This window comes from Brevundimonas sp. 374 (assembly GCF_900102995.1).
In the GTDB taxonomy this organism is placed as follows: domain Bacteria; phylum Pseudomonadota; class Alphaproteobacteria; order Caulobacterales; family Caulobacteraceae; genus Brevundimonas; species Brevundimonas vesicularis_C.
Genome location: NZ_FNKT01000008.1, coordinates 17,123 through 41,386, shown reverse-complemented (window position 1 = coordinate 41,386; position 24,264 = coordinate 17,123). Strand labels below are relative to the sequence as shown.

Sequence of the window (24,264 nt, the reverse complement as noted above, 5' to 3'; positions counted from 1 at the left end):
TGGACCAGTGATCGTTCGGTTCGACTTAGACGTCCAGCTACAGAGTTCCCGCTAACCAACCATCGGTAGAAGCGCCTACCCCGCTTGACGATCCGCGCCGCCGCCCCATCTCGTGGATCACTGTCAACGGGCAGACGAGCAGCGGGGGAAGTCAGACGAATTAGACGAATTAGACGGTGTTTTTCACGACTGCCGTCTGAAATCCCGGCGCGACCTTTTCCCGGCTTGATGCCGACGCATCCCGACGCCATCTGAACCGTTGAACCTGACCGATCTCTGCGCGGACCTCGCCCATGACCCTGCTCGACCCGACCCTGACCCCCGACGCCGCCGGCGACCTGATCAAGGAAGGCACCGACGCCTCCTTCATGACCGACGTCATCGAGGCGTCGAAACATCAGCCGGTCATCGTCGACTTCTGGGCCACCTGGTGCGGGCCGTGCCGGACCCTGGGTCCGGCGCTGGAGAAAGCCGTGCGCGCCGCCAAGGGGGCGGTGAAGATGGTCAAGATCGATGTGGACGCCAACCCGGCCTATGCGGGCCAGCTGCGGGTGCAGTCGATCCCGACCGTCTACGCCTTCGTCAACGGCCAGCCGGTCGACGGCTTCCAGGGCGCCATTCCCGACAGCCAGATCAAGGCCTTCATCGACAAGCTGACCGGCGGTCAGGGCGGCTCGACCGAGACGGCGCAGCTGCTGGAGCTGGGCGAGGAATCGCTGGGCCTGAACGACTTCGGCGGCGCGGCCCAGGCCTTCGCCCACGTTCTGTCGATCGAGCCTGAGAACGAAAAGGCCATCGCCGGCATGGCGCGGGTCTATCTGGCGGGCGGCGACCCCGAACAGGCGGCCCAGACCATCGCCATGGCGCCGCAGGATTCCAAGGAGCCGGCGGTCCAGAGCGTGCGCGCCCAACTGGCCCTGGCGTCAAAAACCCCTTCCGGCGCCTCGGCCGAACTTGAGGCCAAGGTCGCCGCCGATCCGAACGATCATCAGGCGCGTTTCGACCTGGCCGAGGCCCAGAGCGCGGCCGGCGACTTCAACGGCGCGGTCGACAATTTGCTGGCCATCATCCAGGCCGACCGCGAGTGGAACGATCAGGCGGCCCGCAAACAGTTGCTGGTCATCTTCGAGGCGGCGGGGCTGACATCGGACGTATCCAAGGATGGTCGTCGCCGCCTGTCGTCCATTCTGTTTTCGTGATCCAGAACAAGCGGGCCTCAAGCAGCGCGAAGCGCGGTAGGCCCCAGGAGAAGTGATGCCTCAAGGCTATGTCCGCGCCCTCGACCTGCCCCAGGTGATCCCGGTGTTCCCGCTGGGCGGGACCATCCTGCTGCCGCGCGGACAGCTGCCGCTGAACATCTTCGAGCCGCGCTATCTGAACATGGTGGACGACGCCATGGCCGGCGACCGGATCATCGGCCTGGTCCAGCCCAAGGGCGGCACGCCGGCCCTGCCCGGCCTGTCGCCGGTCGGCTGCGCCGGTCGGATCACCAGTTTCGCCGAGACTTCCGACGGGCGCTATCTGATCACCCTGACCGGCGTGTCGCGTTTCCGCATCGCCGCCGAGATGCCGTCCAAGACCCCCTACCGCCAGGTTCGCGCGGCGTTCGAGGCCTATGAGGACGATCTCGTCTCCCCGCCCGAGGAGCCGGACTTCGACAGGGACGCCTTCCTCGACGCCCTGCGCGCCTATATGGCCCACCGGCTCCTGGACATCGATTGGGAGACGGCCGAGACCGCGCCGATGGAGGCCCTGGTCAACAGCCTGTCGATGGCCCTGCCGTTCGAACCCGCCGAGAAACAGGCTCTGCTGGAGGCCATGGGCCTGATGCCCCGCGCCGAGGCCCTGACCGCCCTGATGCGCATCGACGCCGCCGACGGCGGTGACGACGCTGCGCCGTCCATGCAATAAGCGGCTACGCTTTCAGGAACCCGCCATGAGTGACGCCTTCAATACGCCCGTGTCCGTCGATCCCCGCCTGTTGGAGGTGCTGGTCTGCCCCGTCACGCGGGGCAAACTGACCTACGACCGCGACGCCAACGAGTTGATCTCGGCGGGCGCCAAACTGGCCTATCCGATCCGCGAGGGCGTGCCGATCATGCTGGCAGAAGAAGCGCGTCAGATCGACTGAGCCGCCGCACCGACACCGAACATCCACTGGCCCGGAGCGCGGCGCGCCCAATGGGCCTCAAGTAGCGCAACGCGCGATAGGCCCAAGAAAAATGACCCTCAGAGTCGCCATCCAGATGGACCCGATCGAGGCCGTCGACATCGCCGGGGACACCACCTTCCTGATGGCCGAGACGGCGCAGGCGCGCGGTCATAAACAGTGGGTCTATGACTTCCGCACCCTGGCGCTGGAAGAGGGCCGGCTCTTCTGCCGCGCCCGCCCGATCACCGTGCGGCGCGAGGTCGGCAACCATGTCGACTTCGGCGACTGGGAAAAACTGGATTTGGCCCAGGACGTGGACGTGATCCTGATGCGCCAGGATCCGCCGTTCGACATGGCCTATGTGACCGCCACCTATCTGCTGGAGACGGTGCATCCACGGACCCTGGTGGTCAACGACCCGGCCCAGGTGCGTTCGGCCCCCGAAAAGCTGATGGTCACCGCCTTCCCCGGCCTGCAACCGCCGACCCTGATCTCGGCCGACCCCGTCGCCCTGGACGCCTTCCACAAGAAGCACGGCGAAGTTGTGCTAAAGCCCCTGCACGGCAACGGCGGCTCGGGCGTGATCAAGCTGCGCGCCGACGACCCCAACCTGGACGCCCTGATCGAGATCCATGCTGCGGGCAGCCGCGATCCGCTGGTGATCCAGAAGTTCATTCCCGCCGTGTCCAAGGGCGACAAGCGCATCCTTCTGATCGATGGAGAGCCCGTCGGCGCCATCAATCGCGTCCCGGCGGCGGGCGCGGTGCGCTCGAACCTGCATGTCGGCGGCACGGCCATGCCGGTCGAGCTGACGCCGCGCGACCTGGAAATCTGCGCCGCCATCGGCCCGACGCTGAGGGAACGCGGCCTGATCTTCGTCGGCATCGACGTGATCGGCGACTATCTGACCGAGATCAACGTCACCTCCCCCACCGGCGCCCAGCAGTTGAAGGCCTTCACCGGCATCGACGCCACGGCCCTGATGTGGGACGCCGTCGAGGCCACACGCGCCGCACAGGTTGCGTGATCGCCACTTGAATTAGATTTCGGTTCATGGTTCGTTCTCTTGCTCAGCTGGGAGAACGACATGGTCGCGCGGGTTGTCACGGTCGCCTTTGACGGGGTCGAGGCCCGGCGCGTGGACGTCGAGGTCCAATTGATCGGCGCTGACGGGCCGACGATCTTCAACATCGTGGGCCTGCCGGACAAGGCGGTGGCCGAAAGCAAGGAGCGGGTGCGCGGGGCCTTCGCCGGCATCGGTCTGGCCCTGCCCGCCAAGCGGATCATCGCCAACCTGGCGCCGGCCGACCTGCCCAAGGAAGGCAGCCATTTCGACCTGCCCATCGCCCTGGCCCTGATGGCGGCCATGGGGGTGATCGCGCCCGATGCGCTCGACGGCTGGGCCGCCATCGGCGAGCTGGGGCTGGACGGCCAGATCGCGCGGGTCGGCGGCGCCCTGCCCGCCGCCGTCGCAGCAGACGCCATGGGCCTGGGTCTGATCTGCCCCGAGGCGACGGGACCGGAGGCGGCCTGGGCCGGCGGCGCCCGCATCCTCGCGCCGCGCTCGCTGATCAGCCTGGTCAACCATTTCAAGGGAACCCAGGTTCTGCGCGCGCCCGAGCCCGGACCGCTGGCGGACGGCAAGGCCGTGCCCGACCTGCGCGAGGTCAAGGGTCAGGAAAGCGCCAAGCGCGCGCTGGAGATCGCGGCGGCCGGCGGCCACAACCTGCTCTTCATCGGCCCGCCGGGGTCGGGAAAGTCGATGATGGCGCAGCGGCTGCCGGGCCTCTTGCCGCCCCTGACCTCGCAGGAACTGCTTGAGACCTCGATGGTCTGGTCGGTCGCCGGCCTGATCGAACGCGGCGCCCTGACCCGCAATCGCCCGTTCCGCAGCCCGCACCATTCCGCCTCGATGGCGGCCCTGACCGGCGGAGGTCTTCGCGCCAAGCCGGGCGAGGCGTCGCTGGCGCACAATGGCGTGCTGTTTCTGGACGAACTGCCGGAATACTCGGCTCAGGCTCTGGACTCGCTGCGGGCGCCGCTGGAGACCGGCGAGATCGTTGTCGCCCGCGCCAACGCCCACATCCGCTATCCCGCGCGGTTCCAACTCGTCGCGGCGATGAACCCGTGCCGCTGCGGCATGGGCGGGGCCGGACGCGGGGCCTGCGGCAAGGCTCCGCGTTGCCAGCGCGACTATCAGAACCGCGTCTCGGGTCCGATGTTCGACCGGATCGACCTGACGGTGGAGACACCGCCGGTCACCGCCGCCGACATGGCCCTGCCCCCGCCTGCTGAAGGCACGGCCGAAGCCCGGGCGCGCGTCGCGACCGCCCGCGCCATGCAGGAGGACCGGGTGCGCGAGGCGGGGCTGGACGCCGCCCAAGGCCTGAACGCCCGCGCCTCCGGCGCCACGTTGGATCGGTTCGCCACGCCGGACGAGGCGGGCCGGATGCTGCTGATGCGGGCGGGCGAGGCCGGCGGCCTGACCGCGCGCGGCTGGACCCGCACCCTGCGCCTGGCGCGCACCATCGCCGACCTTGAGGGCAGCACCGGCGTTCTGCGTCGCCACATCGCCGAAGCCTTGATCTATCGCCGCACCACCATCGGGGCCGAGGCGGACTTCGACCGCCGCGTGGCGCAGCGCCATGAAGGCTTCGGCCTGCGCGAAGGCGATGACGAGCAGACGCCCTTCCTGCACGCGTGAGGCGCCCGCGTCATGGTGGAGACATCCTTAACCGTCCGCTTTTAGTCTCCGTGCCTGACGGGGAGGCGGCCATGACGCGACGGACGGCGACGAAGCGGATCGAGGAGCGGACGAGCGCGCCCGTCGACCCCGCCCAGCAGTTCCTGCGGCTTATGAGCCACGAGATGCGCACGCCGCTGAACGGCGTCATCGGCATGATCAACCTGTTGCAGCGGACCCGGCTGGACGGCGCCCAGCGCGCCTATGCCGAGAACGCGCGTCAGTCGGCCGAACATCTGCTGGGTCTGGTCAACGATCTGCTGGACTATGCACGGCTGGAGGCCGGGGCGCTGGAGTTCGACCTGGCGCCCGTCGATCTGGAAGGTCTGGTGCGCGGCGTCGCCGAGTTGCTGAGCCCGCGCGCCCACGACAAGGGGTTGGAGATCGTCTGGTCGGTCGCCGCCGACGCGCCCGACGTGCTGGCGGACGAAGGCCGGCTGCGTCAGGTGCTCTTCAACCTGGCGGGCAACGCCGTGAAGTTCACCGAAACCGGCGGCGTGCGCATTTCGGTCGAGCGCGTCGGCGGCAGCGCGGCGCGCCCGCGTCTGGCCTTCCTGGTCGACGACACCGGCCCCGGCGTCGCGCCCGAGGCGCGTACACGGATCTTCGAGGAATTCGGCCATGCCGACAGTTCCGACGCGGTCCGTCAGGATGGGGCGGGCCTGGGTCTGGCGGTCGTGCGCAAGCTGGCCGCCGCCATGGACGGCTCGGTGAAGGTCGAGAGCCGGCCCGACGGCGCCGCAACCGGCGGGGGCGCCCGCTTCCGCTTCGAGGCCGCCTTCGCCGCCGTCGCGGTGGCGCGCGACAAGCCGTTGCGCGGCCAAACGGTCGCGGTGCGCGCCATCGACCCCTTTGTCCTGTCGGCGGCTCGCGCCCAGATCGAGGCCTCGGGCGGCGTCGTGGCGGATGCGGCCCCGGTGACCCTGGTCGATCACGCCGACGCCCCGGCGGGCGCGCTGGCGGCCCTGCCTTCGAGCGGTCGCGGCATCGTCCTGCTGAAACCAGCCGAGCGCGACCTGATCGCCCGCTATCGCGCCGTCGGCTTCCACGGCTATCTGATCAAGCCCTTGCGTCGCGCGTCCCTGGCCGAGCGCGTCCTGGCCGCCATCGGCGCGGAGGCGCCGGACAAGGCCAGCGCCCACTGCGCCGCCCCGGTCGAAGACGACCGTGTCGCTCCCGTGCAGTTCGCCGGAATCCGCGTCCTGCTGGCCGAGGACAATCCTGTCGGCGCGCTTCTGGCCCGCACCCTGTTGCGCCGCGAGGGCTGCACCGTCGAGACGGCCGCCACCGGCGACGAAGCCGTCGCAGCGCTGAAACGCGCGCGCTATGACGTGGTCTTCATGGACATGCGCATGCCCGGCATGGACGGCCCCGCGGCCGCCCGCGCCATCCGCGCGGCGGGCGATACGACGCCGATCCTGGCCCTGACCGCCAACGCCTTCGCCGAGGACCGCCGCGCCTGTCTGGAGGCTGGCATGAACGACCATATCGTCAAGCCGCTGGACGCCGAGGCCCTGCGCGCCGCCCTCGCCCGCTGGACGAAGCGCGACATCCGCGCCAAGGTCGGCTGAGTTACAGGCGCCCGCGTTTCCGGCCGCCGCGCCGGAGCCGTGCATGACCGACCAAGCCCATCCCCCCGCGAACGGCAAGCCCGCCGGCCGTTTCGGCGGCCTTGCCGTCTATGGCGAGCGGCGCGTCTTCATCATGCTGTTGCTGGGCTTTTCGGCAGGCCTGCCGAACCTGCTGATCTTCGACACCCTGACCACCTGGTTGCGAGAGAGCGGCCTGACGCTGGAAGTGATCGGCTTCTTCGCCCTGGCCACGCTCAGCTATTCTTTGAAATTCGTCTGGGCGCCGTTGATCGACCGAACGGCCGTGCCGCTTCTGACGCCTCTGCTTGGTCATCGACGCGCCTGGATGCTGGTCACGCAGGGCGTGATCATCTTCGGTCTATGGTCGATCTCGACCCTGAACCCCTCCAACGCCTTGATCGCCGTGGCCGGATTCGCCGCCCTGGTCGGCTTCTTCGGCGCGACCCAAGACATCGTCATCGACGCCTGGCGAATCGAGGCGGCCGACGACAGCCGCCATGGCGCCATGGCCGCCGCCTATCAGCTGGGCTACCGCGTCGCCATGATCGTGGCCGGGGCCGTGCCGCTGGTGCTGGCCGATCTCTATAACTGGAACCTCTCTTACGCGGTGATGGCCGCACTCATGGGCATCGGTATCGCCGGGGTGCTGTTTGCGCCGCGAGAGAAGGCGCACTCGATCCGAGCCATCCCGGTTGGGGACGTCCCCTCGCGACCAAAGCTGGAAATCTTCGAGTGGATCGCGCGTCTGGCGGTCATCGGCGTCGCCGCCATGTTCCTGGGTTCGGGCCTGACGGGACAGTCGGCGCCCTTGAACGCCCTGTTTGGGCTCTTCGGCCTCGGCCCGGACGGCAAGGCTGCGGTCGCAGCAGCGCTGGCGGCGAAGCCGGAGGGCGTCTATCTGCAGTTCGCTCTGGTGCTCATGGGGCTGGCCGTCATGGTCATGGCCTGCTGGCCGCTGCCGGGAACCAAGACGCGGCCGGGCGCCTATCTCGCCGGATCGTTCGGCCAGCCCCTCGCCGATTTCTACAGGCGTTTCTCGGGTGTAGCGACGCTGATCCTGGCGCTGATCTGCGTCTATCGCCTGGCGGATTTCGTGCTGAACATCATGCCGCCCTTCTACATCGACCTCGGCTTTTCCAAGACGGAGCTGGCCGAGGTGCGCAAGGTGTTTGGCGTGGTCATGACCAGTCTGGGCGTGATCATCGGCGGCTGGTCGGTCGCCAAGCTCGGCCTGATCCGCACCATGGTGATCGGCGCTTTCATGAGCCCTGTGTCCAACCTGATCTTCGCCTGGCTGGCGACCCAGGGGCATAGCTTGTCGGCCCTGACCGTCGCCATCGGCGTGGACAACGTCTCGAGCGGATACGCCGGGACCGCCTTGATCGCCTATATGTCCAGCCTGACGTCGATCGGCTTCACCGCGACCCAGTACGCCCTGTTCACATCGTTGTACGCCCTTCCCGGCAAGCTGATTGCGACGCAGTCGGGGCGGATCGTCGAGGCTTCGGCCCGAGCCGCCGAGGGCACCGGGCCTTTCGCTGGCCTGCGGGCGCTGTTCGCCAATCTGCAACCCGGCGTATTGACCACCGGAGCCGCGACAAGCGGCGTGACGCCAGCGGCGCTGGGCGCGGGCTACGTGGCCTTCTTCCTGTACTCAGCGATTATCGGTGTCTTCGGGATCGTTCTGGCTTTCATCGTGGCTTCCAAGCAGACCGCGCTTCAGGCGCGCCAGAAGGCCGCGATGGAAGAGGAAGCTGCGATCGCGGCGACCGAGGGCCAGCCGTCCTGAGGCTTCAGCGCTTCAGAAAACCGCCGATCATGTCGCCCAGGCCGCCCGGCAATTTGCCAAGCAGGTCGTCGGCGCCGTCGATCTGACCGCCGGGGGTCAGGCGATCGATGGCTTCGGGCAGAAGACCGGCCAGGGTCTCGCCGGCCTGTTCGGGGGTCACGCCCATCTTGGCGGCGATGTCGGCGATGGGGCCGTGGCCGAGGACGGCCGTGATCTGCTCGGGCGAGATGTTGGCGTTCGGACCCGTGCCGACCCAGGAGCCGATCACGTCACCCAGCCCTGCCTGATCGAACTTCTCGGCCAGTCCGCCGACACCGCCCTGACCCTTGAGCAGGTCGCTCAGACCGCCTGCGGCGTCGTCGCCGAGACCCTTCACCACATTGTCCAGAAAGCCCATCGCCGTCTCCCGAATGATGACGCACCGTAACACCGTCATGCGACGGATACGAGAAAGGCCCGCCGGGATCCGGCGGGCCTTTCCAACATCGGCTTTTAAGAAAGCCTTAGTTCTTGGCGTCGTTGGCGCCTTGCGTGACGGCCGAACCGGCGGCCGAGACGTCGCGGCCGGCGCCGGCGATGGTGTTGCAGGCCGACACGGCCAGAGCGGCGGCGACGATGGACAGGGTGATGATCTTGCGCATGGTGTGAACCCTTGTTGGTATGGTCAAGTTTCGTCGAAACGCCGACCCTGAACTTGGGTTGCATCAAGCGACGCCGTATCGAAAATTTTGCCGTCGGCGTGTCCGATCGCCGCAACGGCGGCGGCATTGAGCGCTTGCGCCGCGCCCATGCGACCCCGAAGGTGCGTCCCTGTTTCACGAGGGGTTGTTCATGCGTCGTCTTCTGATCTCGTCCGCCGCCATGATGGTGGCGCTGTCCGCCGCGCCCGCGCTGGCGCAGACCTCCGCCCCCGCACAGGCAGCCGCGGCTGAAAGCGAGGATGCGCGGCTGAACGCCTTCTTTGAACAGGCCTTCCAGGCGCGGATCGCGCTGAGCCCGCAGCAGATGACGTCTCTGGGCATCAAGACCGACTACGACAAGCTGGACGATGTGTCGGACGCCGCCGCCGACCGGGCCCTGGCGCTTCAGGAGGCGCAGCTGGCGCAGATGAAGGCCCAGTTCGATCCGCAGAAGCTGGGGCCGCAGGCAGCGCTGTCGTGGCGGATGTTCGAATATGGCGTCCAGCAGGCGCGGCTGTCGAACCAGTGGCGCGACTGGGGCTTTCAGTTCGCCGCCAACGGCAATCCGACCACCAGCCTGCCGGTCTTTCTGATCAACAACCACCGGGTCTCCAGCGTGGCCGACGCCGAGGCCTATGTCGCGCGGATCAAGGCCGCCGAGACGCAGATGGATCAGGTTGCCGAGGAACTGCGTCAGCGCGCGGCGGCGGGCGTCGTCTCGCCGCGCTTCGTCTTCGCGCCGTCCATCGCCAACACCCGCAACGTCATTACCGGCGCGCCGTTCGACGACGGGGCCGACAATCCGGTCTGGGCCGACTTCAACAAGAAGGTCGCGGCGCTGGAGACCGATCAGGCGACGAAGGACCGGCTGCTGTCGGAAGGCCGCGCCGCCCTGACCGGCCCCTACAAGGCCGGGTTCGAGACCGTTCTGACGGCCCTGGCCGAGGTGCAGCCGAAGGCTGACAGCGATGCGGGCGTGTGGCGCCTGCCGCAGGGAGAGGCCTATTACAACGCCCGGCTCCAGCTCTCGACCACCACCGACCTGACCGCCGAACAGATCCATCAGATCGGTCTGGCCGAGGTCGCCCGCATCCAGGCCGAGATGGAGACCATCAAGACCCAGGTCGGCTTCACCGGCTCGCTGCAGGCGTTCTTCACCTTCCTGAAGACGGATCCTCGGTTCCAGTATCCGAACACGCCCGAGGGCAAGGAGCAGTATCTGACCGACGCGCGCGGCTTCATCGCCCAGGTGATGGCGGCGGCGCCGCAATGGTTCTCGACCCTGCCCAAGGCGGCGTTGGAGGTGCGGGCGGTGGAGCCGTTCCGTGAGGCGACAGCCTCGATCGCCTTCTACAACTCGCCCGCGCCGGACGGATCGCGGCCGGGCATCTACTACGTCAACCTGTCGGACATGACCCAGGTGCTGAAGCCCCAGATCGAGGGCATTAGCTATCACGAGGGCGCGCCGGGCCACCATTTCCAGATCGCCTATGCGCAGGAGATCGAGGGCCTGCCGCGCTTCCGCCGGTTCGGTGGCTACGGCGCCTATGCGGAAGGGTGGGGGCTGTATGCCGAACAGCTGGGCAAGGAGATGGGCTTCTATCAGGACCCCTATTCCGACTTCGGCCGGCTCTCGACAGAGCTGTGGCGCGCGGTGCGTCTGGTGACCGACACCGGCCTGCACGCCAAGCGCTGGAGCCGCGAACAGGCGATGGACTATTTCCGCCAGAACTCCCTGCTGTCGGAACGCGACATCGAAAAGGAAGTCGAGCGCTACATCACCAACCCCGGCCAGGCGACCAGCTACAAGATCGGCGAGCTGAAGATCGAGGAATTGCGCGACCGGGCCAGGACGGCCTTGGGCGACCGGTTCGACATCAAGGACTTCCATGCGGTCGTGCTGGGTTCCGGCTCGGTGCCGCTAGACGTGCTGGAGGATCAGGTGGACAGCTGGATCGCGGCGGGCGGCGGGGCGCCGAAAGCATGATCGCCGGCTATGAGTTGACGGCCGAAACGCCTTCGGTCGCCGATTATCTCCGCCTCCGGATCAACGCCGGCCTGAGCCCGAAAGCTGAGGCGAACGCCATCGCCGGCCTGCCGCACACCTGGTTCGCCGTTGTCGTACGACGGGATGATCGGGTGGTCGGCATGGGTCGGATCATTGGCGACGGCGGTCTGTTCTTCCAGATCGTCGACATGGCCATCGAGCCTGCACATCAGGGGCGCGGCCTGGGAAAGGCGATCATGACGGCCTTGATGGAGCGGCTGCGCAGTCACGCGCAGGGCGCCTACGTCAGCCTGATCGCGGACGGAGAGGCGAACCGACTGTATGCACAATACGGCTTTGCGCCGACCATGCCGAAATCCATCGGCATGGCCCAGGTGATCCGCTGACGCGCATTTCCTGCGCGTTTGGTGTAAGAGCCGCCGCCATGCCGTTCACCGCCACCGTCCTGACCATGTTTCCCGAGGCCTTTCCGGGCCCGCTCGGGGTGTCTCTGATCGGCACGGCTTGGCGCGAGAAGGGCTTGTGGAGCCTGGAAACGGTTGACATTCGCGCCTTTTCCACAGATACGCGCGGCTTCCTGGACGACACCCCTGCGGGTGGCGGCCCGGGAGCTGTGCTGAAGGCGGACGTGGTGGCCCGGGCGGTGGATAGCCTGCCGGGACGCAAGCGGCCGCTTTTGTACATGAGCGCCAGGGGTCGGCCCCTGACCCAGGCGCGCGTCAAGGAATGGGCCAAGGCGGACGGGATCGTCGTGCTGTGCGGTCGTTTCGAGGGGGTGGATCAGCGGGTGCTGGACGCACGCGGGTTCGAGGAGGTCTCGGTCGGAGACGCGGTTCTCGCCGGCGGCGAGGCGGCGGCGATGGTCGCGATCGAGGCGTGCGTAAGACTGATCCCCGGCGTGCTCGGCTCAGGCGACAGCCTGTCGTCCGAAAGCTTCGAGGATGGGCTCTTGGAACACCCGCAGTACACGCGACCGCGGACGTTCGAGGGGCTTGAGATACCCGAGGTGCTGCTGTCGGGCGATCACAAGAGGATCGCGGGATGGCGTGAGGCGCAGCGGGCGACGACTACGCGGGAGCGGCGGCCGGACCTCTGGCAGGCGCATCTCGCCAACTCACAGCTAAAGGGCGCAAAGCCCGAGGAGAAATGACATGAACATCGTTCAACAGCTGGACGCCGAAGAAAAAGCCCGCGTCCTAGGCGAACGCAAAATCCCGGAATTCCAGCCCGGCGACACCCTGCGCGTCAACGTGAAGATCAAGGAAGGCGAGCGCGAGCGCGTTCAGGCCTTCGAAGGCGTCTGCATCGCCCGTGACGGCGGCGGCATCAGCGAAACCTTCACGGTCCGCAAGATCTCGTTCGGCGAAGGCGTCGAGCGCCGCTTCCCCATCCTGTCGCCGAACATCGAGTCGATCGAAGTGAAGCGCCGCGGCGTCGTGCGTCGCGCCAAGCTCTATTACCTGCGCGATCGTCGCGGCAAGTCGGCCCGTATCGCCGAACGCCAGACGGTTCGTCCCGCCAAGGGCGTCGTCGTTCCGGAAACCGGTTCGGCCGCCAAGACCGAAGAAGCCTAGGCCACTTTGTGGTGCGCTAACGCGCTTCGCGCTGCTTGAGCGTGGGCCAAATGATCAAATGACGAAGGCCCCGGCGGTGACGCCGGGGCCTTTTTCTATTCCGTCAGTCCGGGATTACTGCGGGAACAGGGGGTTGGCGGCGTCGCGCTGGCCTTCAAGGCTGTGTTTCAGGGCCTCCATCTGCTCATGCTCGGTCTTCACCGCCGCATAGGCCCGCCGGATCGTCTCGCGCGTGGTGGCGGAAATGCCCGTGTCTTCCAGCGCCTTTTCATATTTGTTGGCGATGAACCCCTCGCCCGAGTTGATCGAACCGACGACGGAATCGTCGTTGCGCAGCAGGGCGTGTTTCACATCCAGAAATGCGCGGTGGGCCTTAGCCAAGATCGATCCATCGGATTCCGGATCGCCGCCCAGACCGCGCACGGCGGCCGAGAGGTCGTCGACGACCTTCTGGCGTTCGCTGCTGCGGCGCTCGAACAGCGTGCGGTAGTGCGGGTCCTGCGTCTGGTCGGCGGCTTCGCGATAGCCGTCCGCGCTGTCCAGCGTCGTTTCGATCAGGCCGTTCAGAACCTTGATGTCGTGGGCGTTGGGGTTGCTCATCTCGTCCATTCCTTCCGCTGTTGCGGTCAAACGGCGAAATGGTCCGGCGCAGCGAAGGTTGCCGCCTGCGACATCAAAGTTTGGTGCGAAGCGACCACAGTTCGGGGAAGCAGCGCTTGGTCAGGGTCGAGGCCAGATAGGCGGCGCCTTCGGTTCCGCCCGTGCCGCGACGCCGACCGATGATGCGTTCGACCGTGACGACATGCTTGTGCCGCCAGGTCAGCAGGGCGTCGTCCAGATCGACCAGCTTCTCGGCCAGCTGATACAAGATCCACCACCGCTCCGTGTCTCGATAGACCTCCAGCCAGGCCGCCTCAACGGCTTCGGACGGCGTATAGGGTTGGGTCACGTCGCGGTTCAGCACCTCGGCGGGCACCGGCAGACCGGCCTTTGCCAATTGGGCCAGGGCGTCATCGTAAAGGCTGGGCGCGGCGATGGCGGCCTGAAGCGCGGCCAGGGCCTCGGGGCGGTCTTCGTGGAACTTCAGGAAGCTGGCGTCCTTCAGGCCCAGCATGGCCTCGAAACGTCGGAACTGGTCGCTCTGGAAGCCGGAGGACGATCCCAACGACCCCCGGAACCGCAGATAGTCCGACGGCGTCATCGTCGACAGAATGTCCCAGCTATGGGTCATCACCGCCTGGATGCGGGAAACGCGCGCAAGGCTCTTGTAGGCCGGGACCAGGTCACCGGCGCGCACCATCGACTGGGCCAGGGCCGTCTCATGCAGGATCTGCTTGAGCCACAGTTCCTTGGTCTGATGGATGACGACGAACAGCATTTCGTCGTGCTGGTCCGACAGCGGGTGCTGGGTCGAAAGCAGGTCGTCCAACGCCAGATAGCCGGCGTAGGTGATGTCGCTGGATTGGGTCATGCCCGCCTATCGCCCGCGATGGCGGGCGGTGCAAGCTTAGTGCTGGCCTTGGGCCGAGACGTTGGCGGCGATCTGACGGCCGGCGTCGAAGGCGTCGCGGGCGCCTTTGTAGATGAAGCCGTAGGTCGGATAGACCGTCGTGCCCAGATCGTTGATCGGATTGTACCAGACCTTGACCTGCGACCAGTCGTTGGAGGGCGAGACATCGACGACGGTGACGTTCTCTTCGACCTTGCCGCGGCTGCCGCCCCAGTTGGCGTGGGTCACGCGCACGACGCGGTCGGTCAGGATGTCGGAGACGACGGCGACGTGGCCCCGGCTCATGCGGCCCTCGGGGCGGAAGACCAGAACCGAGCCGGTCTCCGGGGCCTTGCCGGTGCGGAAGTTGGCGGCGGCCTGACGCCACCAGGTCCAGGCGTCGCCGAAGATGTTGATGCCGGAGAACATGCGCGCGAAGGTCACGCACTGCCAATAGGGCTCATCAGCCTTTGCGGTGGAGGGGACGGCGCCCAGCGCAAAAAAACCGAGGGTCGCCGCAACCGCGGCGGCTTTGAGCCGTTTCAGCATGCTTGGGGTATCCCGACCCGCCTTTGGAAGCGCCCTTTAGGCCACGGGATCACGCCCTGTCGCAAGTTGTTTCGGCATATCGCCGTGCTTCATATTTCCTTCTGAAACCTTGTCGTGACGCTTGGCGCGCTTGTCGGCCATGTCTCTGAGAGCCTTGCGCGCCGGGCGTTCTACCAGATGGTACGACAGGGCGGCGACGACCGGCAGAAGGGCCAGGATCGCCACCCACACGAAAATTTGAAGCTGCTTGTCCGGCGCGTCGAACAGTTTGGCGGCCAGACCGACCGCCAGAAGCTTCCACGGCACGCAGACCATATAGACCGAATAGCTGATCTCGCCGAGGTAGACGGCCGGCTTGGAGGCCAGCCATCCGGCGCGCGCGTTAGGCAGCGAGGCGAGCGACAGGATCAGGGCGCCGGCCAGCAGAACCGTGACGCTGTCCCATAGGGCGAGCGCGGCGCTGAGCACCATCAGCCCGAACGAGACGGCGGCGCACAGCCACGGCGCCTTCAACGGCGCGCGGCGATAAACGAGATAGAGGGCGCAGCCCAAGGCGAAGCACGGCACGATCCTGAGCGCGCCCCAGCGGATCGTCGCCTCGGTCAAGGCGAAGCCGGCCAACTGCTCGAACGCGAAATACAGGATGACGAGGAAGGCCGCCGCCCCGACCACTGCCGCGATCGGCCGATGACGCAGGCGCCAGAAGACGAAGGCGAACAGCGGGAAGCACAGATAGGCGAACCACTCCGCCGAGATGGACCAGGACGGATGGTTCCAGCCCGCGACCGGCGCCAGCCCCCAGGCGTGAACCATGAAGAGGTTGGCGGGCAGCGACGCCCAGCTCAGCACATTTGCGTCCACGCTCATGCCGGCGAAAAGGGCGGCGGCCGCCAGCAGCCCCACGCCGATCAGGGTGGCGATATGCAGCGGATAGACGCGCGCGATCCGCGCCCACAGGAAGCCGCGATACGAGAACCGCTTCTCGCCCGCCGCCGCCAGATAGACGTGACTGAGGATGAAGCCGGACAGGACGAAGAACAACTCGACCCCCAGATAGCCCTTGGCGACGAGACCCGACTGACCTGCGCCCGCCAGGTTCTCCCAGAAGCTGTAGACGGCGACCCACATGGCCGCGCCGAAGCGCAGGGCGGTGATGGGGCGAAGGTCGGCGGGCGTTTGGACGGGGGTCATGGTCTCACCTTGGCACGTCAGCCTTTTCGAACCGTGAAGGCCCGCAAAGGTTGTGCCCGGGCGGCCCTATCCTGCCCACACGCCGTGGAAGCCGGCCGGCAGGGCCACGTCCGCCTGCCAGGTCGCGACCGGGCCGTCCTCGATCCGCGCCACGTCGAAGACGTGCAGTTCCGTCCGCCCATCCTTCAGATTGACCGACGGTCCGACCAGCCAGGCGTCCCGTTCCGCCGTCGCGCCGGGCTTGGGCACGAAGACCGCCTCCTCGACCACCTGATGCACGCCGAATTCGAAGGTGTGCGAGCGACCGCTGTCCCAGTCGTGGACCGCCAGTCCCGTCGGCAGGGGCCGGCCGCGAGTCTCGCCGGAGGTATGGGCGGTCAGGCTGCGCTTCAGTCCTGCACGACGCGGGTCCGCTTTCGGGAATTCGCCGACGACATCGCTGTCGGTCATGTCGGCGCGTCCATCCGGCCGCAGGGTAATCAGCGCCAGTTTCGCCGGATCGCCCGAAACGACCCCATGCCCGTCCACCAGAACCCGCGCGCCATCGACCGCGAAGCGCGGATCGCCGCTGGCCGCGACATCGAAGCGGATCGTGCCGTCGCGCTCGGCCCAGGCGTCGCCCAGGTGGAAGTGGAAGAAGCCCGGCAACTCATAAAGGCGGCGCTTCGACAGGTCGTCCTTGTCCAGCACAAGGACCTGCGTCCCCATCTCGGGTCGCCAGGTCAGGCCTGCGGTCACCGGCATGGCGTGGGTCGCGAACACCCAGGGCTGGAGCACCAGGATCACGTGCCGGGCGGTGGCGGTGAAGTCGTGCATATAGCTGGCGCGCGGCAGGGGCACGACCTGCGCGTCGCTCAGGCTACGGTCAGCGCGCAGATGCCAGATGACGGCCTGACCGCCCGCCGACCCAACGTTCCAGATCAAGCCGTCGGGGGCGTAGCGCGGGTGGGCCTGGAACGGCATGCCTTTCAGGTCATCGCGCAGGGTGACGAAGTTGCCCGTCGACAGGTCCGACGCCGACAGAGCGAGAGGCGATCCCCCCTCCCACAGCGCCCAGACCTGATCGCCGGCGACCATGACGGCGGTGTTGGCCGCGTTGGCGTCGTCGTTCGAGCCAATGCGGGCGCGGCCGTCGCCCTTGGTGCCGAAGCCCGGCGTAACCACCGCGTCCAGCTCCGTCTCCGTGCGGCGCTTGGGCGTGTCGGCGAACCGCGCTTCCAGCGTCGCCTGGCCGTCCTGGATGCGGAAGGCGCGCATCATGCCGTCGCCGTCGAACCAATGGGTCGCCGACCCGCCCGGCCGCCGGAACTTGGCCGGTCCGTTGCGATACAGCGCGCCCTGCAACCCCGCCGGCGCCCGGCCGTGGACCAGGCGCATCGTTTGGCGCGCGATGTCGCCTTCGATGTCCTGGGTCGCCAGCGCCCAGTCGGCCTTCGTCGCGGCGACGGCGTCCAGGGCGGCGGCGGCGCGCACCATTTCAGGCGTGGCGACTGCGGCCGAGAGGGCGGCGGCCCCCATCAGGAAGGAACGGCGGGAGGGGGTCATGATCAAGCTCCGGCTTTCGTCGCTTACTTCAGGTCGATCGACTGGGTCGTCGCGCCGGCGGCCGCGAACTTGGCGCGCTCCCAAGACGCCGGTCCCATATTGCCAACGGCGTTGTTGGAGAAGGCGAAGGGCTCGACCGGCATGCCGAAGGGATTGGTGTTCATCTTGCCGTCGCCGTTCAGGTCGTGGAAGGCGCGCACCGCATAGTCGCCGTCCGGCAGGCCGTCGAAGGTGACGCTAGTCTGGCCGGCGGCGGCATCCAGCATGGCGACCTGGGCCGGCTGGCCCTCGCCGCCATAGTTGGCCTCGCTGTTGAAGACGGCGACCATGATCTGGCCTTGGGGCGCCGCGCTCGGGAAGGCGACGGTCAAGTCGGCGGCGAAGGCGGGCGCGGCTGTCAGGGCGGCGGCGAGAGCGAGAACGGGAGCGATGGCGGCGACGGTCTTCATGACGGCGTGTCCTGTGTCAGTGGAAGGACCGACGACCGGCCCTCGATGACCAGACCGTGCCGTCGTGCCCTGCCCTTCACCACCGCGCTTGCGGCGATGAACGGCCGCCGTTCGCCAACGACCACCCTCGTTCATTCGCGAAGCGCGAACGCCCACTGTCGAAAGCATCACGTCCGGACCGCAAAGAAAAAGGCCCGGAACCTGGAGTTCCGGGCCTTAAACTCTTCGTGCTCGCGACGAGGAACTAGTCCAGCGTGCGCTTGATCTCTTCGACCGTGAAGCACTCGATGTAGTCGCCTTCCTTGATGTCCTGGAAGCCCTGGAACTGCATGCCGCATTCCTGGCCGGCCGTGACCTCGTTGACCTCGTCCTTGAAGCGCTTGAGCGTGTTGAGCGTGCCCAGCTCCAGCACCACGACGTCGTCGCGGATGATGCGGACGCGCGCGCCCTTGCGGACCACGCCTTCCGACACCCGGCAACCGGCGATCTTGCCGATCTTGGAGATGTCGAACACCTGAAGGACAGCAGCGTTGCCCAGGAAGGTTTCGCGTTGCAGCGGCGCCAGCATGCCGGACAGCACGCCTTTGATGTCGTCCAGCAGGTCGTAGATGATCGAATAGTAGCGGATCTCGACGCCTTCGCGCTCGGCCAGATCGCGCGCCTGTTTCGAAGCCCGGACGTTGAAGCCGAGGATCGGCGCGCCGGCCGACTTGGCCAGGTTGACGTCGCTCTCGGTGATGCCGCCGGCGCCGGAATAGACCGTGCGGGCGCGCACCTCGTCGGTGCTCATCTTGTCCAGCGAACCCATGATGGCTTCGGCCGAACCCTGCACGTCCGCCTTGATGACGACCGGCAGTTCCGAGGCCTTCTTGGAGCCCAGCTTGGCCATCATGTCGACCAGCGACACCGAGCCGCCCGAAACCTGGGCCTTCTCGCGCTTCACCCGCTGACGATATTCGGTCAGCTCGCGGGCGCGGGCTTCGGATTCCACCACGGCGAAGACGTCGCCCGGCGAGGGCGCCTCGTCCAGGCCGAGGATCTCGACCGGGACCGACGGACCGGCTTCGGTCAGCTGTTCGTTGCGCTCGTTCAGCAGGGCGCGAACCTTGCCCCACGATCCGCCGGCGACGACGATGTCGCCGCGCTTCAGCGTGCCGCGCTTGACCAGCACGGTGCCGACCGGGCCGCGACCCTTGTCCAGCTTGGCCTCGATGACCACCCCCTCAGCTGAGCGATCGGCGTTGGCGCGCAGGTCCATAACCTCGGCCTGGATCAGGATGGCTTCCAGCAGGCCGTCGAGGTTCATCCGCTCCTTGGCCGAGACCTCGATGATCTGGGTCTCGCCGCCCAGGCTTTCGGCGATGACTTCGTACTGCAGCAGCTCGTTGACGACCTTCTGCGACGTCGCGCCGGGCTTATCCATCTTGTTGACCGCCACGATCAGGGGCGCGTTGGCCGCCTTGGCGTGTTGGATGGCTTCGATGGTCTGCGGCATGACGCCGTCGTCGGCGGCGACGACCAGAACCACGATGTCGGTCACATTGGCGCCGCGCGCCCGCATGGCCGAGAAGGCGGCGTGGCCCGGGGTGTCCAGGAAGGTGACCTTCTGGTCGTCCGGCAGGCGAACCTGATAGGCGCCGATGTGCTGGGTGATGCCGCCGGCTTCGCCGCCTGCGACGTCGGTCGTACGCAGGGCGTCGAGCAACGAGGTCTTGCCGTGGTCGACGTGGCCCATGATGGCCACGACCGGCGCGCGGGTGTCGGAGGCGTCGGCATCGTCGGCCTCGCCCAGGAAGCCGGTTTCGATGTCGGATTCCGAGACGCGCTTGACGGCCATGCCGAACTCTTCGGCCACCAGTTCGGCGGTGTCGGAATCGATCACGTCGTTGATCTTCATCATCAGGCCCTGCTTCATCAGGAACTTGATGATGTCGACGCCGCGCACGGCCATCCGGTTGGACAGCTCCTGCACGGTGATGACGTCGGGAATGACGACTTCACGCGGACGGTTGGGCGCATCGGTCGAGCCGCCCTTGCGCTTTTCCTTCTCACGTTCGCGAGCACGGCGGACCGAAGCCAGCGAGCGCATCCGCTCGGCGGCGTCGCCGTCGCCGACCACGGACTGGATGGTCATGCGGCCTTCGCGGCGCTTGGGCTCGCCACGCGTGCGGCTGACGGCCTTACCGGCGTCGGAGAAACGCTTCTCGCGATCGTCGTCACGACCGGCCGGGCGACCGAAGCCGGCGCCGGGCGCACGAGCTGGACGCAGAACATTGGCCTCGGCCGGCGGGGCGTTCGGGGTCGGACGACCGCCAGGGCCGGTGCGCGCGCCGCCGGGACGGGCAGCGCCGGGCGCCGGACGCGGATTCAGGGCCGAATAGCGGACGGGCTCGGCCGGCTTGGCGCCTTGCGGACGCTGACCGCCAGGTCCGGGACGGGCGCCCTGCGGACGGTCGCCTTGCGGGCGATCGCTCTGGGGGCGGTCCGAATAGGCGCGATCGCCGCCGCCCATCGCCTGCTCGCGGGCCGAACGGCCGCCAAAGGCCGGACGCTCGGGTGCGGCGCGTTGGGGATTGCCGGGCTTAGGCACACGTTGGCCGAAGTTGACCACCGGGCGGGCCGGAGCGGCCGGACGGGCGGGCGCAGCCGGGGCCGGAGTCGCAGGCGCCGGGGTCGGCGCGACAGGCGCAGGCGCGGCGGCCACGGGCGCGGCCGGCTTGGGTGCGGGCTTGGCCGGCGCGACAGGCGCAGCCGCCGTCAGCTTGGCGGCTTCGGCGCGTGCAGCTTCTGCGGCGGCCTTGGCGGCGGCGGCCTCGTCGCGAGCGGCCTGGGCGGCGCGTTCGGTGGCGGCGGCCTGTTCGCGGGCTGCGGCGTCTGCGGCGGCCTTGGCGGCGGCGGCTGCGTCAGCCTTGGCGGCGTTCGCTTGCGTGGCCAGGGCGATGGCGCGACGGCGGGCTTCCTGCTCCTCGGCCGACAGGGCGCCGCCGGCGGGTTGCGACGGACGCGGACCTTGCGGACGCGGCGCCTGAGCAGCCTGTTGAGGACGTGCGACATCGAAGCCCTGCGGACGTTGCGGTCCGCCGGCGCCGGCGCGGCGCTTGGTCTCGACCACCACCGTCTTGGATCGGCCATGGCTGAAGCTCTGCTTCACGGTGCCGGTCGGCACCGATCCCACAACGCGCGGCTTCAGGCTCAGCGGAGCGCGCGGCCCCGTCTGGGACGGCGTGCCGCCCGTGTTGCCCTGGCCTTGGTTGGTCTTGTCGTTTTCGTCGCTCATCCGGTCGCTTTACTCGGGGCGGAAAGGCCCGCCGTCCTCATCTAATACCCATGAACGACCGTGAGCCCGTCTCCGCCCTTGGAGACAGGCCCTCGGCCGCTAAAATCCTCAGCTCGCCCCTGTAAGGGGTGCTCCCGCCGATCCGTCCTCGACACTGGAAACGTCCCAGTGAGGGGGGCGAAGCGGCCGAAATCCAGCCAGTCGTTCGACCTCGATGGTCCACCGATCGGCGCGTCCGCCCGCAAGCAGGACGGCGTGTATCGCATTTTCCAGCCCAAGGGCCAAACTCAAATCGTCCGCCGTGAACGCGCCGCAGATCTTGGCGGTCTGATGACGGGCCAGGGCGAGGATCTTTCCGCGCCCGTCGGCCGAGCCATCGGCGGCTTCCAGCACCCAGGCGGCCTTGCCCGCACGCAGGCTCGCCGCGGTTTTCTCGAAGCCGGATATAAGAACGCCTTCGCGCCGGGCAAGACCCAGCTGGTCGAGACAGCGCCTTGCCAGCAGCCGTTCGACGACATCGGCCAGGTCGGCCGGGGCGGTCAATTTGGTCTTGGCCGCGCGGGTGAAGCCGTTCTTCTTGACCGCCGCCTCGACCGAGGCGCGGCTGGCTTCGACCCACAGGCCGCGTCCGGGCAGCTTCCTGCCCAGGTCGGGGACCACCTGGCCATCGGGCCCGGCGACGAAACGGATCAGGCGAGATTCGTCCATGACCTCGTGAGAGACGAGGTCCCGGCGTTCCCTATCGATCGTTGCGTCGCGCAAGCTCATATGTGGCCAGGTCTCCCATCACGCGTTCGACGGTTCGGCGTCGGACTCTTCGCCCTCAGCCGTGTCGTCTTCGGCAGGCGCGTCGCCGAACACCTGGTCCGGATCGTATTCGCCCTCGGCGTAGTCGCCCTCTTCTTCGTACTCTTCCGGCTCGGGCTGCGGCAGTTCCGAAGCGTCGATCCAGCCGGCGGCCACGCGCGCCTGCAGGATCAGCAGCTCGGCGTCTTCTTGCGCCAGGTTGAAGCTTTCCAGCACGCCGGGGACCTTCACCCGCTCGCCGTTCTTGACCTCATAGCCGCCGCGGATTTCGTCGGTGGCCAGGTCGGCCAGATCCTCGACCGTCTTAACGCCGCCTTCGCCCAGGGCGACGGCGATGGGCAGGGTGACGCCCGGCACCTGAAGCACGCCGTCCTCGACGCCCAGTTCGACGCGCTTGGCGTCCAGCTCGGCGGCCTTCTTATCCAGATATTCGCGGGCGCGGGCCTGAAGCTCTTCAGCGGTCTCTTCGTCGAAGCCTTCGATCTCGGAGACTTCGTACGGATCGACGTAGGCCAGGTCTTCGACCGTGGCGAAGCCTTCGGTGACCAGGAGCTGGGCGATGACTTCGTCGACGTCCAGGGCTTCCTGGAACAGTCCGGTGCGCTCGGCGAACTCGCGCTGACGACGCTCGGAGTCCTGAGCCTCGGTGATGATGTCGATCTGCCAGCCGGTCAGTTGCGAGGCCAGGCGGACGTTCTGGCCGCGACGGCCGATGGCCAGCGACAGCTGCTCGTCCGGCACGACCACTTCGACGCGACCGGCTTCTTCGTCCAGCACGACCTTGGAGACTTCGGCGGGGGCCAGGGCGTTGACGATGAAGGTCGGCTCGTCCGGATTCCACTGGATGATGTCGATCTTCTCGCCCTGCAGTTCGGCGACGACCGCCTGAACGCGCGAGCCGCGCATGCCGACGCAGGCGCCGACGGGATCGATAGAGCTGTCGTTCGACAGGACGGCCATCTTGGCGCGCGAACCCGAGTCACGGGCGGCGGCGCGGATCTCGATCACGCCGTCATAAACTTCCGGCACTTCCTGGGCGAACAGCTTGGCCATGAAGCCGGGGTGGGCGCGCGACAGCATGACCTGCGGCCCCTTGGCCTCGGGCCGGACGTCGTAGATATAGGTGCGGATCCGGTCGCCGATGTTGAACACTTCGCGCGGGATGGACTGGTCGCGGCGCATGACGCCTTCGCCCCGGCCCAGGTCGACGATGGTGTTGCCGTATTCGACGCGCTTGACCGTACCGTTGACGATCTCGCCGACGCGATCCTTGAACTCTTCGTACTGGTTGGCGCGCTCGGCCTCGCGGACCTTACCGGTCACGACCTGGCGGGCCATCTGGGTTTGCACCCGACCGAATTCGAACGGCGGCAGGTTCTCGACGTATTCCTTGCCGACCACCGCCTCCGGATCGCGCTTGGAGGCGTCCTTCAGGCGCACCATGGCGCTGTCGTTGAACTCTTCCAGCTCGTCTTCCGGCATCCAGTCGTCCTCGACGATGGTGACGTGACGGGTCAGCGACAGCTCGCCGGTCTTGTGGTCGATCTTGGCGCGGATATCGTGGTGCGCGCCGTAGCGCGACTTGGCGCCCTTCTGGATCGCTTCTTCGATCGCCTCGATGACGATTTCGCGCTCGATGTTCTTCTCGCGGGCGACGGCCTCGGCGATCTGCAGCAGTTCGAGGCGGTTGGCGGAAATACCGGTGACGGCCATCAGGCGTTGTCCTCAGAAGGGGTCGTGGTGTCGGTTGTCAGGTCGGAGGCTTCCCCTTCGGGTAGGCCGTCGTCTTCGGGTTCGCCGCGTGCGGCGCGAATGGCGGCGCCCCGTTTCATCAGGGCGTCGGTCAGGACCAGCTTCGCGTCGCTCAGCCAGTCGAAGGGGATCAGCGCGGTGTCGTCCTCGCCGTCCAGGTCGATCAGGACGTTGCCGTCTTCATAGCCGGCCAGCACGCCCTTGAACCGCTTGCGGCCCTCGATCATCCGGTCCGTTTCCAGACGCGCCTCCTCGCCCTCGAACAGGTCGAAGTCGATGGGACGGGTCAAGGGCCGGTCGATGCCGGGCGACGACACCTCCAGCATATATTCGCCGGGGATGGGGTCGGCGGCGTCGAACACTTCCGACACCGCGCGGCTCAGCTTGGCGCATTGTTCGACCGAGATGTCGTGGTCGGACGGCCGCTCGGCCATGATCTGAAGGCGCTGGCGCTTGGAGCCGGTCATCAGGCGCACGCGCACGACGTCCAGGCCCAACGACTCCGCGATGGGGTCGATCAGGTCCAGCAACTGGCGATCCTGGGCGGTTCTTGCGCGCAAGCGACGAATATCCAAAACAAAAGCGGCGGTCCGTCCGGGCCGCCGCTTGGAACGACGCCGTTGGACGCCGGTCTAACGATGTGAGCGCCATATAGGCCAACCGAAAG

At 67.6% G+C, this 24,264-nt stretch carries 23 protein-coding genes; 11 read left to right on the top strand and 12 right to left on the bottom strand.

The window, feature by feature from the left end; all coding sequences use genetic code 11:
* Positions 1-293 precede the first annotated feature (293 nt).
* The 7 genes from trxA (at position 294) to BLR19_RS14115 (ending at position 8,276) form a co-directional block, all read left to right on the top strand.
* Complete coding sequence (trxA, locus tag BLR19_RS14145) at positions 294-1,199, top strand: thioredoxin (RefSeq protein ID WP_091752351.1); 906 nt, start codon at positions 294-296, stop codon at positions 1,197-1,199.
* A gap of 55 nt (positions 1,200-1,254) precedes the next feature.
* The gene (locus tag BLR19_RS14140; RefSeq protein ID WP_026108391.1) at positions 1,255-1,911 is read left to right on the top strand and encodes an LON peptidase substrate-binding domain-containing protein; all 657 of its coding nucleotides are present in this window, start codon (positions 1,255-1,257) and stop codon (positions 1,909-1,911) included.
* A 25-nt stretch (positions 1,912-1,936) separates the two neighbouring features.
* Positions 1,937-2,131: a Trm112 family protein gene (locus BLR19_RS14135; protein WP_017505027.1), complete on the top strand. Its 195-nt coding sequence runs from the start codon at positions 1,937-1,939 to the stop codon at positions 2,129-2,131.
* Between the two features lie 91 nt (positions 2,132-2,222).
* On the top strand, positions 2,223-3,179 hold the full coding sequence (gshB, locus tag BLR19_RS14130) for a glutathione synthase (protein WP_091752348.1): 957 nt from the start codon (positions 2,223-2,225) through the stop codon (positions 3,177-3,179).
* A gap of 60 nt (positions 3,180-3,239) precedes the next feature.
* Positions 3,240-4,856 carry a YifB family Mg chelatase-like AAA ATPase gene (locus BLR19_RS14125; RefSeq protein ID WP_091752345.1) on the top strand — a complete coding sequence of 539 codons (1,617 nt, stop codon included), beginning with the start codon at positions 3,240-3,242 and terminating at the stop codon, positions 4,854-4,856.
* A 71-nt stretch (positions 4,857-4,927) separates the two neighbouring features.
* Complete coding sequence (locus BLR19_RS14120) at positions 4,928-6,466, top strand: response regulator (RefSeq protein WP_091752342.1); 1,539 nt, start codon at positions 4,928-4,930, stop codon at positions 6,464-6,466.
* Positions 6,467-6,509: 43 nt separating this feature from the next.
* Complete coding sequence (locus BLR19_RS14115; RefSeq protein WP_091752339.1) at positions 6,510-8,276, top strand: AmpG family muropeptide MFS transporter; 1,767 nt, start codon at positions 6,510-6,512, stop codon at positions 8,274-8,276.
* 4 nt (positions 8,277-8,280) lie between these two features.
* Here BLR19_RS14115 and BLR19_RS14110 read toward each other — a convergent pair whose 3' ends face one another.
* Both BLR19_RS14110 and BLR19_RS14105 read right to left on the bottom strand, forming a co-directional pair.
* A complete protein-coding gene (locus tag BLR19_RS14110) occupies positions 8,281-8,712 on the bottom strand; it encodes a YidB family protein (protein ID WP_255366700.1) in 432 nt (143 codons plus the stop codon).
* A 67-nt stretch (positions 8,713-8,779) separates the two neighbouring features.
* Positions 8,780-8,917, bottom strand: coding sequence for an entericidin A/B family lipoprotein (locus BLR19_RS14105; RefSeq protein WP_039247129.1), 138 nt, complete (start codon positions 8,915-8,917; stop codon positions 8,780-8,782).
* 190 nt (positions 8,918-9,107) lie between these two features.
* Between BLR19_RS14105 and BLR19_RS14100 the strand changes: the two genes are divergently transcribed.
* Genes BLR19_RS14100 through rplS form a run of 4 tightly spaced genes read left to right on the top strand, consistent with a single transcriptional unit; the run spans position 9,108 to position 12,538 of the window.
* A complete protein-coding gene (locus BLR19_RS14100) occupies positions 9,108-10,943 on the top strand; it encodes a DUF885 domain-containing protein (RefSeq protein ID WP_091752334.1) in 1,836 nt (611 codons plus the stop codon).
* Positions 10,940-11,350, top strand: a complete 411-nt coding sequence (locus tag BLR19_RS14095; RefSeq protein ID WP_091752331.1) for a GNAT family N-acetyltransferase — start codon at positions 10,940-10,942, stop codon at positions 11,348-11,350. The genes BLR19_RS14100 and BLR19_RS14095 overlap by 4 nt, the downstream gene beginning before the upstream one ends.
* 38 nt (positions 11,351-11,388) lie before the next feature.
* Positions 11,389-12,114: a tRNA (guanosine(37)-N1)-methyltransferase TrmD gene (gene trmD, locus BLR19_RS14090; protein ID WP_091752329.1), complete on the top strand. Its 726-nt coding sequence runs from the start codon at positions 11,389-11,391 to the stop codon at positions 12,112-12,114.
* Position 12,115: 1 nt separating this feature from the next.
* Positions 12,116-12,538 carry a 50S ribosomal protein L19 gene (rplS, locus tag BLR19_RS14085; protein ID WP_017505017.1) on the top strand — a complete coding sequence of 141 codons (423 nt, stop codon included), beginning with the start codon at positions 12,116-12,118 and terminating at the stop codon, positions 12,536-12,538.
* 114 nt (positions 12,539-12,652) lie between these two features.
* Here rplS and BLR19_RS14080 read toward each other — a convergent pair whose 3' ends face one another.
* The 10 genes from BLR19_RS14080 to rimP all read right to left on the bottom strand — a co-directional run bounded on the left by BLR19_RS14080 (position 12,653) and on the right by rimP (position 24,157).
* Complete coding sequence (locus tag BLR19_RS14080) at positions 12,653-13,138, bottom strand: PA2169 family four-helix-bundle protein (RefSeq protein WP_091752418.1); 486 nt, start codon at positions 13,136-13,138, stop codon at positions 12,653-12,655.
* 73 nt (positions 13,139-13,211) lie between these two features.
* Positions 13,212-14,009 (bottom strand): tryptophan 2,3-dioxygenase, encoded by a 798-nt coding sequence (locus BLR19_RS14075; RefSeq protein WP_091752326.1) that lies wholly within the window; start codon positions 14,007-14,009, stop codon positions 13,212-13,214.
* Positions 14,010-14,045: 36 nt separating this feature from the next.
* On the bottom strand, positions 14,046-14,576 hold the full coding sequence (locus BLR19_RS14070) for a CHAP domain-containing protein (protein WP_017505014.1): 531 nt from the start codon (positions 14,574-14,576) through the stop codon (positions 14,046-14,048).
* A gap of 36 nt (positions 14,577-14,612) precedes the next feature.
* A complete protein-coding gene (locus BLR19_RS14065; RefSeq protein WP_091752323.1) occupies positions 14,613-15,767 on the bottom strand; it encodes an acyltransferase family protein in 1,155 nt (384 codons plus the stop codon).
* 66 nt (positions 15,768-15,833) lie between these two features.
* Positions 15,834-17,312 (bottom strand): carotenoid oxygenase family protein, encoded by a 1,479-nt coding sequence (locus BLR19_RS14060; RefSeq protein ID WP_091752415.1) that lies wholly within the window; start codon positions 17,310-17,312, stop codon positions 15,834-15,836.
* A gap of 23 nt (positions 17,313-17,335) precedes the next feature.
* Positions 17,336-17,761: a DUF2141 domain-containing protein gene (locus tag BLR19_RS14055; RefSeq protein WP_091752320.1), complete on the bottom strand. Its 426-nt coding sequence runs from the start codon at positions 17,759-17,761 to the stop codon at positions 17,336-17,338.
* Between the two features lie 244 nt (positions 17,762-18,005).
* On the bottom strand, positions 18,006-21,038 hold the full coding sequence (gene infB / locus BLR19_RS14050; protein ID WP_091752317.1) for a translation initiation factor IF-2: 3,033 nt from the start codon (positions 21,036-21,038) through the stop codon (positions 18,006-18,008).
* 108 nt (positions 21,039-21,146) lie between these two features.
* Positions 21,147-21,806: an RNA-binding protein gene (locus BLR19_RS14045; protein WP_091752314.1), complete on the bottom strand. Its 660-nt coding sequence runs from the start codon at positions 21,804-21,806 to the stop codon at positions 21,147-21,149.
* 18 nt (positions 21,807-21,824) lie between these two features.
* A complete protein-coding gene (gene nusA, locus BLR19_RS14040) occupies positions 21,825-23,558 on the bottom strand; it encodes a transcription termination factor NusA (RefSeq protein ID WP_066553711.1) in 1,734 nt (577 codons plus the stop codon).
* Complete coding sequence (rimP, locus tag BLR19_RS14035) at positions 23,558-24,157, bottom strand: ribosome maturation factor RimP (RefSeq protein WP_066555243.1); 600 nt, start codon at positions 24,155-24,157, stop codon at positions 23,558-23,560. The genes nusA and rimP overlap by 1 nt, the downstream gene beginning before the upstream one ends.
* Between the last annotated feature and the right edge of the window lie 107 nt (positions 24,158-24,264).

Excerpts from the sequence above, each read along its gene's own strand:
- trxA (WP_091752351.1), top strand. The coding sequence starts at position 294 with ATGACCCTGCTCGACCCGACCCTGACCCCCGACGCCGCCGGCGACCTG.
- BLR19_RS14140 (WP_026108391.1), top strand. The coding sequence starts at position 1,255 with ATGCCTCAAGGCTATGTCCGCGCCCTCGACCTGCCCCAGGTGATCCCG.
- BLR19_RS14135 (WP_017505027.1), top strand. The coding sequence starts at position 1,937 with ATGAGTGACGCCTTCAATACGCCCGTGTCCGTCGATCCCCGCCTGTTG.
- gshB (WP_091752348.1), top strand. The coding sequence starts at position 2,223 with ATGACCCTCAGAGTCGCCATCCAGATGGACCCGATCGAGGCCGTCGAC.
- BLR19_RS14125 (WP_091752345.1), top strand. The coding sequence starts at position 3,240 with ATGGTCGCGCGGGTTGTCACGGTCGCCTTTGACGGGGTCGAGGCCCGG.
- BLR19_RS14120 (WP_091752342.1), top strand. The coding sequence starts at position 4,928 with ATGACGCGACGGACGGCGACGAAGCGGATCGAGGAGCGGACGAGCGCG.
- BLR19_RS14115 (WP_091752339.1), top strand. The coding sequence starts at position 6,510 with ATGACCGACCAAGCCCATCCCCCCGCGAACGGCAAGCCCGCCGGCCGT.
- BLR19_RS14110 (WP_255366700.1), bottom strand. The coding sequence starts at position 8,712 with ATGACGGTGTTACGGTGCGTCATCATTCGGGAGACGGCGATGGGCTTT.
- BLR19_RS14105 (WP_039247129.1), bottom strand. The coding sequence starts at position 8,917 with ATGCGCAAGATCATCACCCTGTCCATCGTCGCCGCCGCTCTGGCCGTG.
- BLR19_RS14100 (WP_091752334.1), top strand. The coding sequence starts at position 9,108 with ATGCGTCGTCTTCTGATCTCGTCCGCCGCCATGATGGTGGCGCTGTCC.
- BLR19_RS14095 (WP_091752331.1), top strand. The coding sequence starts at position 10,940 with ATGATCGCCGGCTATGAGTTGACGGCCGAAACGCCTTCGGTCGCCGAT.
- trmD (WP_091752329.1), top strand. The coding sequence starts at position 11,389 with ATGCCGTTCACCGCCACCGTCCTGACCATGTTTCCCGAGGCCTTTCCG.
- rplS (WP_017505017.1), top strand. The coding sequence starts at position 12,116 with ATGAACATCGTTCAACAGCTGGACGCCGAAGAAAAAGCCCGCGTCCTA.
- BLR19_RS14080 (WP_091752418.1), bottom strand. The coding sequence starts at position 13,138 with ATGAGCAACCCCAACGCCCACGACATCAAGGTTCTGAACGGCCTGATC.
- BLR19_RS14075 (WP_091752326.1), bottom strand. The coding sequence starts at position 14,009 with ATGACCCAATCCAGCGACATCACCTACGCCGGCTATCTGGCGTTGGAC.
- BLR19_RS14070 (WP_017505014.1), bottom strand. The coding sequence starts at position 14,576 with ATGCTGAAACGGCTCAAAGCCGCCGCGGTTGCGGCGACCCTCGGTTTT.
- BLR19_RS14065 (WP_091752323.1), bottom strand. The coding sequence starts at position 15,767 with ATGACCCCCGTCCAAACGCCCGCCGACCTTCGCCCCATCACCGCCCTG.
- BLR19_RS14060 (WP_091752415.1), bottom strand. The coding sequence starts at position 17,312 with ATGACCCCCTCCCGCCGTTCCTTCCTGATGGGGGCCGCCGCCCTCTCG.
- BLR19_RS14055 (WP_091752320.1), bottom strand. The coding sequence starts at position 17,761 with ATGAAGACCGTCGCCGCCATCGCTCCCGTTCTCGCTCTCGCCGCCGCC.
- infB (WP_091752317.1), bottom strand. The coding sequence starts at position 21,038 with ATGAGCGACGAAAACGACAAGACCAACCAAGGCCAGGGCAACACGGGC.
- BLR19_RS14045 (WP_091752314.1), bottom strand. The coding sequence starts at position 21,806 with ATGAGCTTGCGCGACGCAACGATCGATAGGGAACGCCGGGACCTCGTC.
- nusA (WP_066553711.1), bottom strand. The coding sequence starts at position 23,558 with ATGGCCGTCACCGGTATTTCCGCCAACCGCCTCGAACTGCTGCAGATC.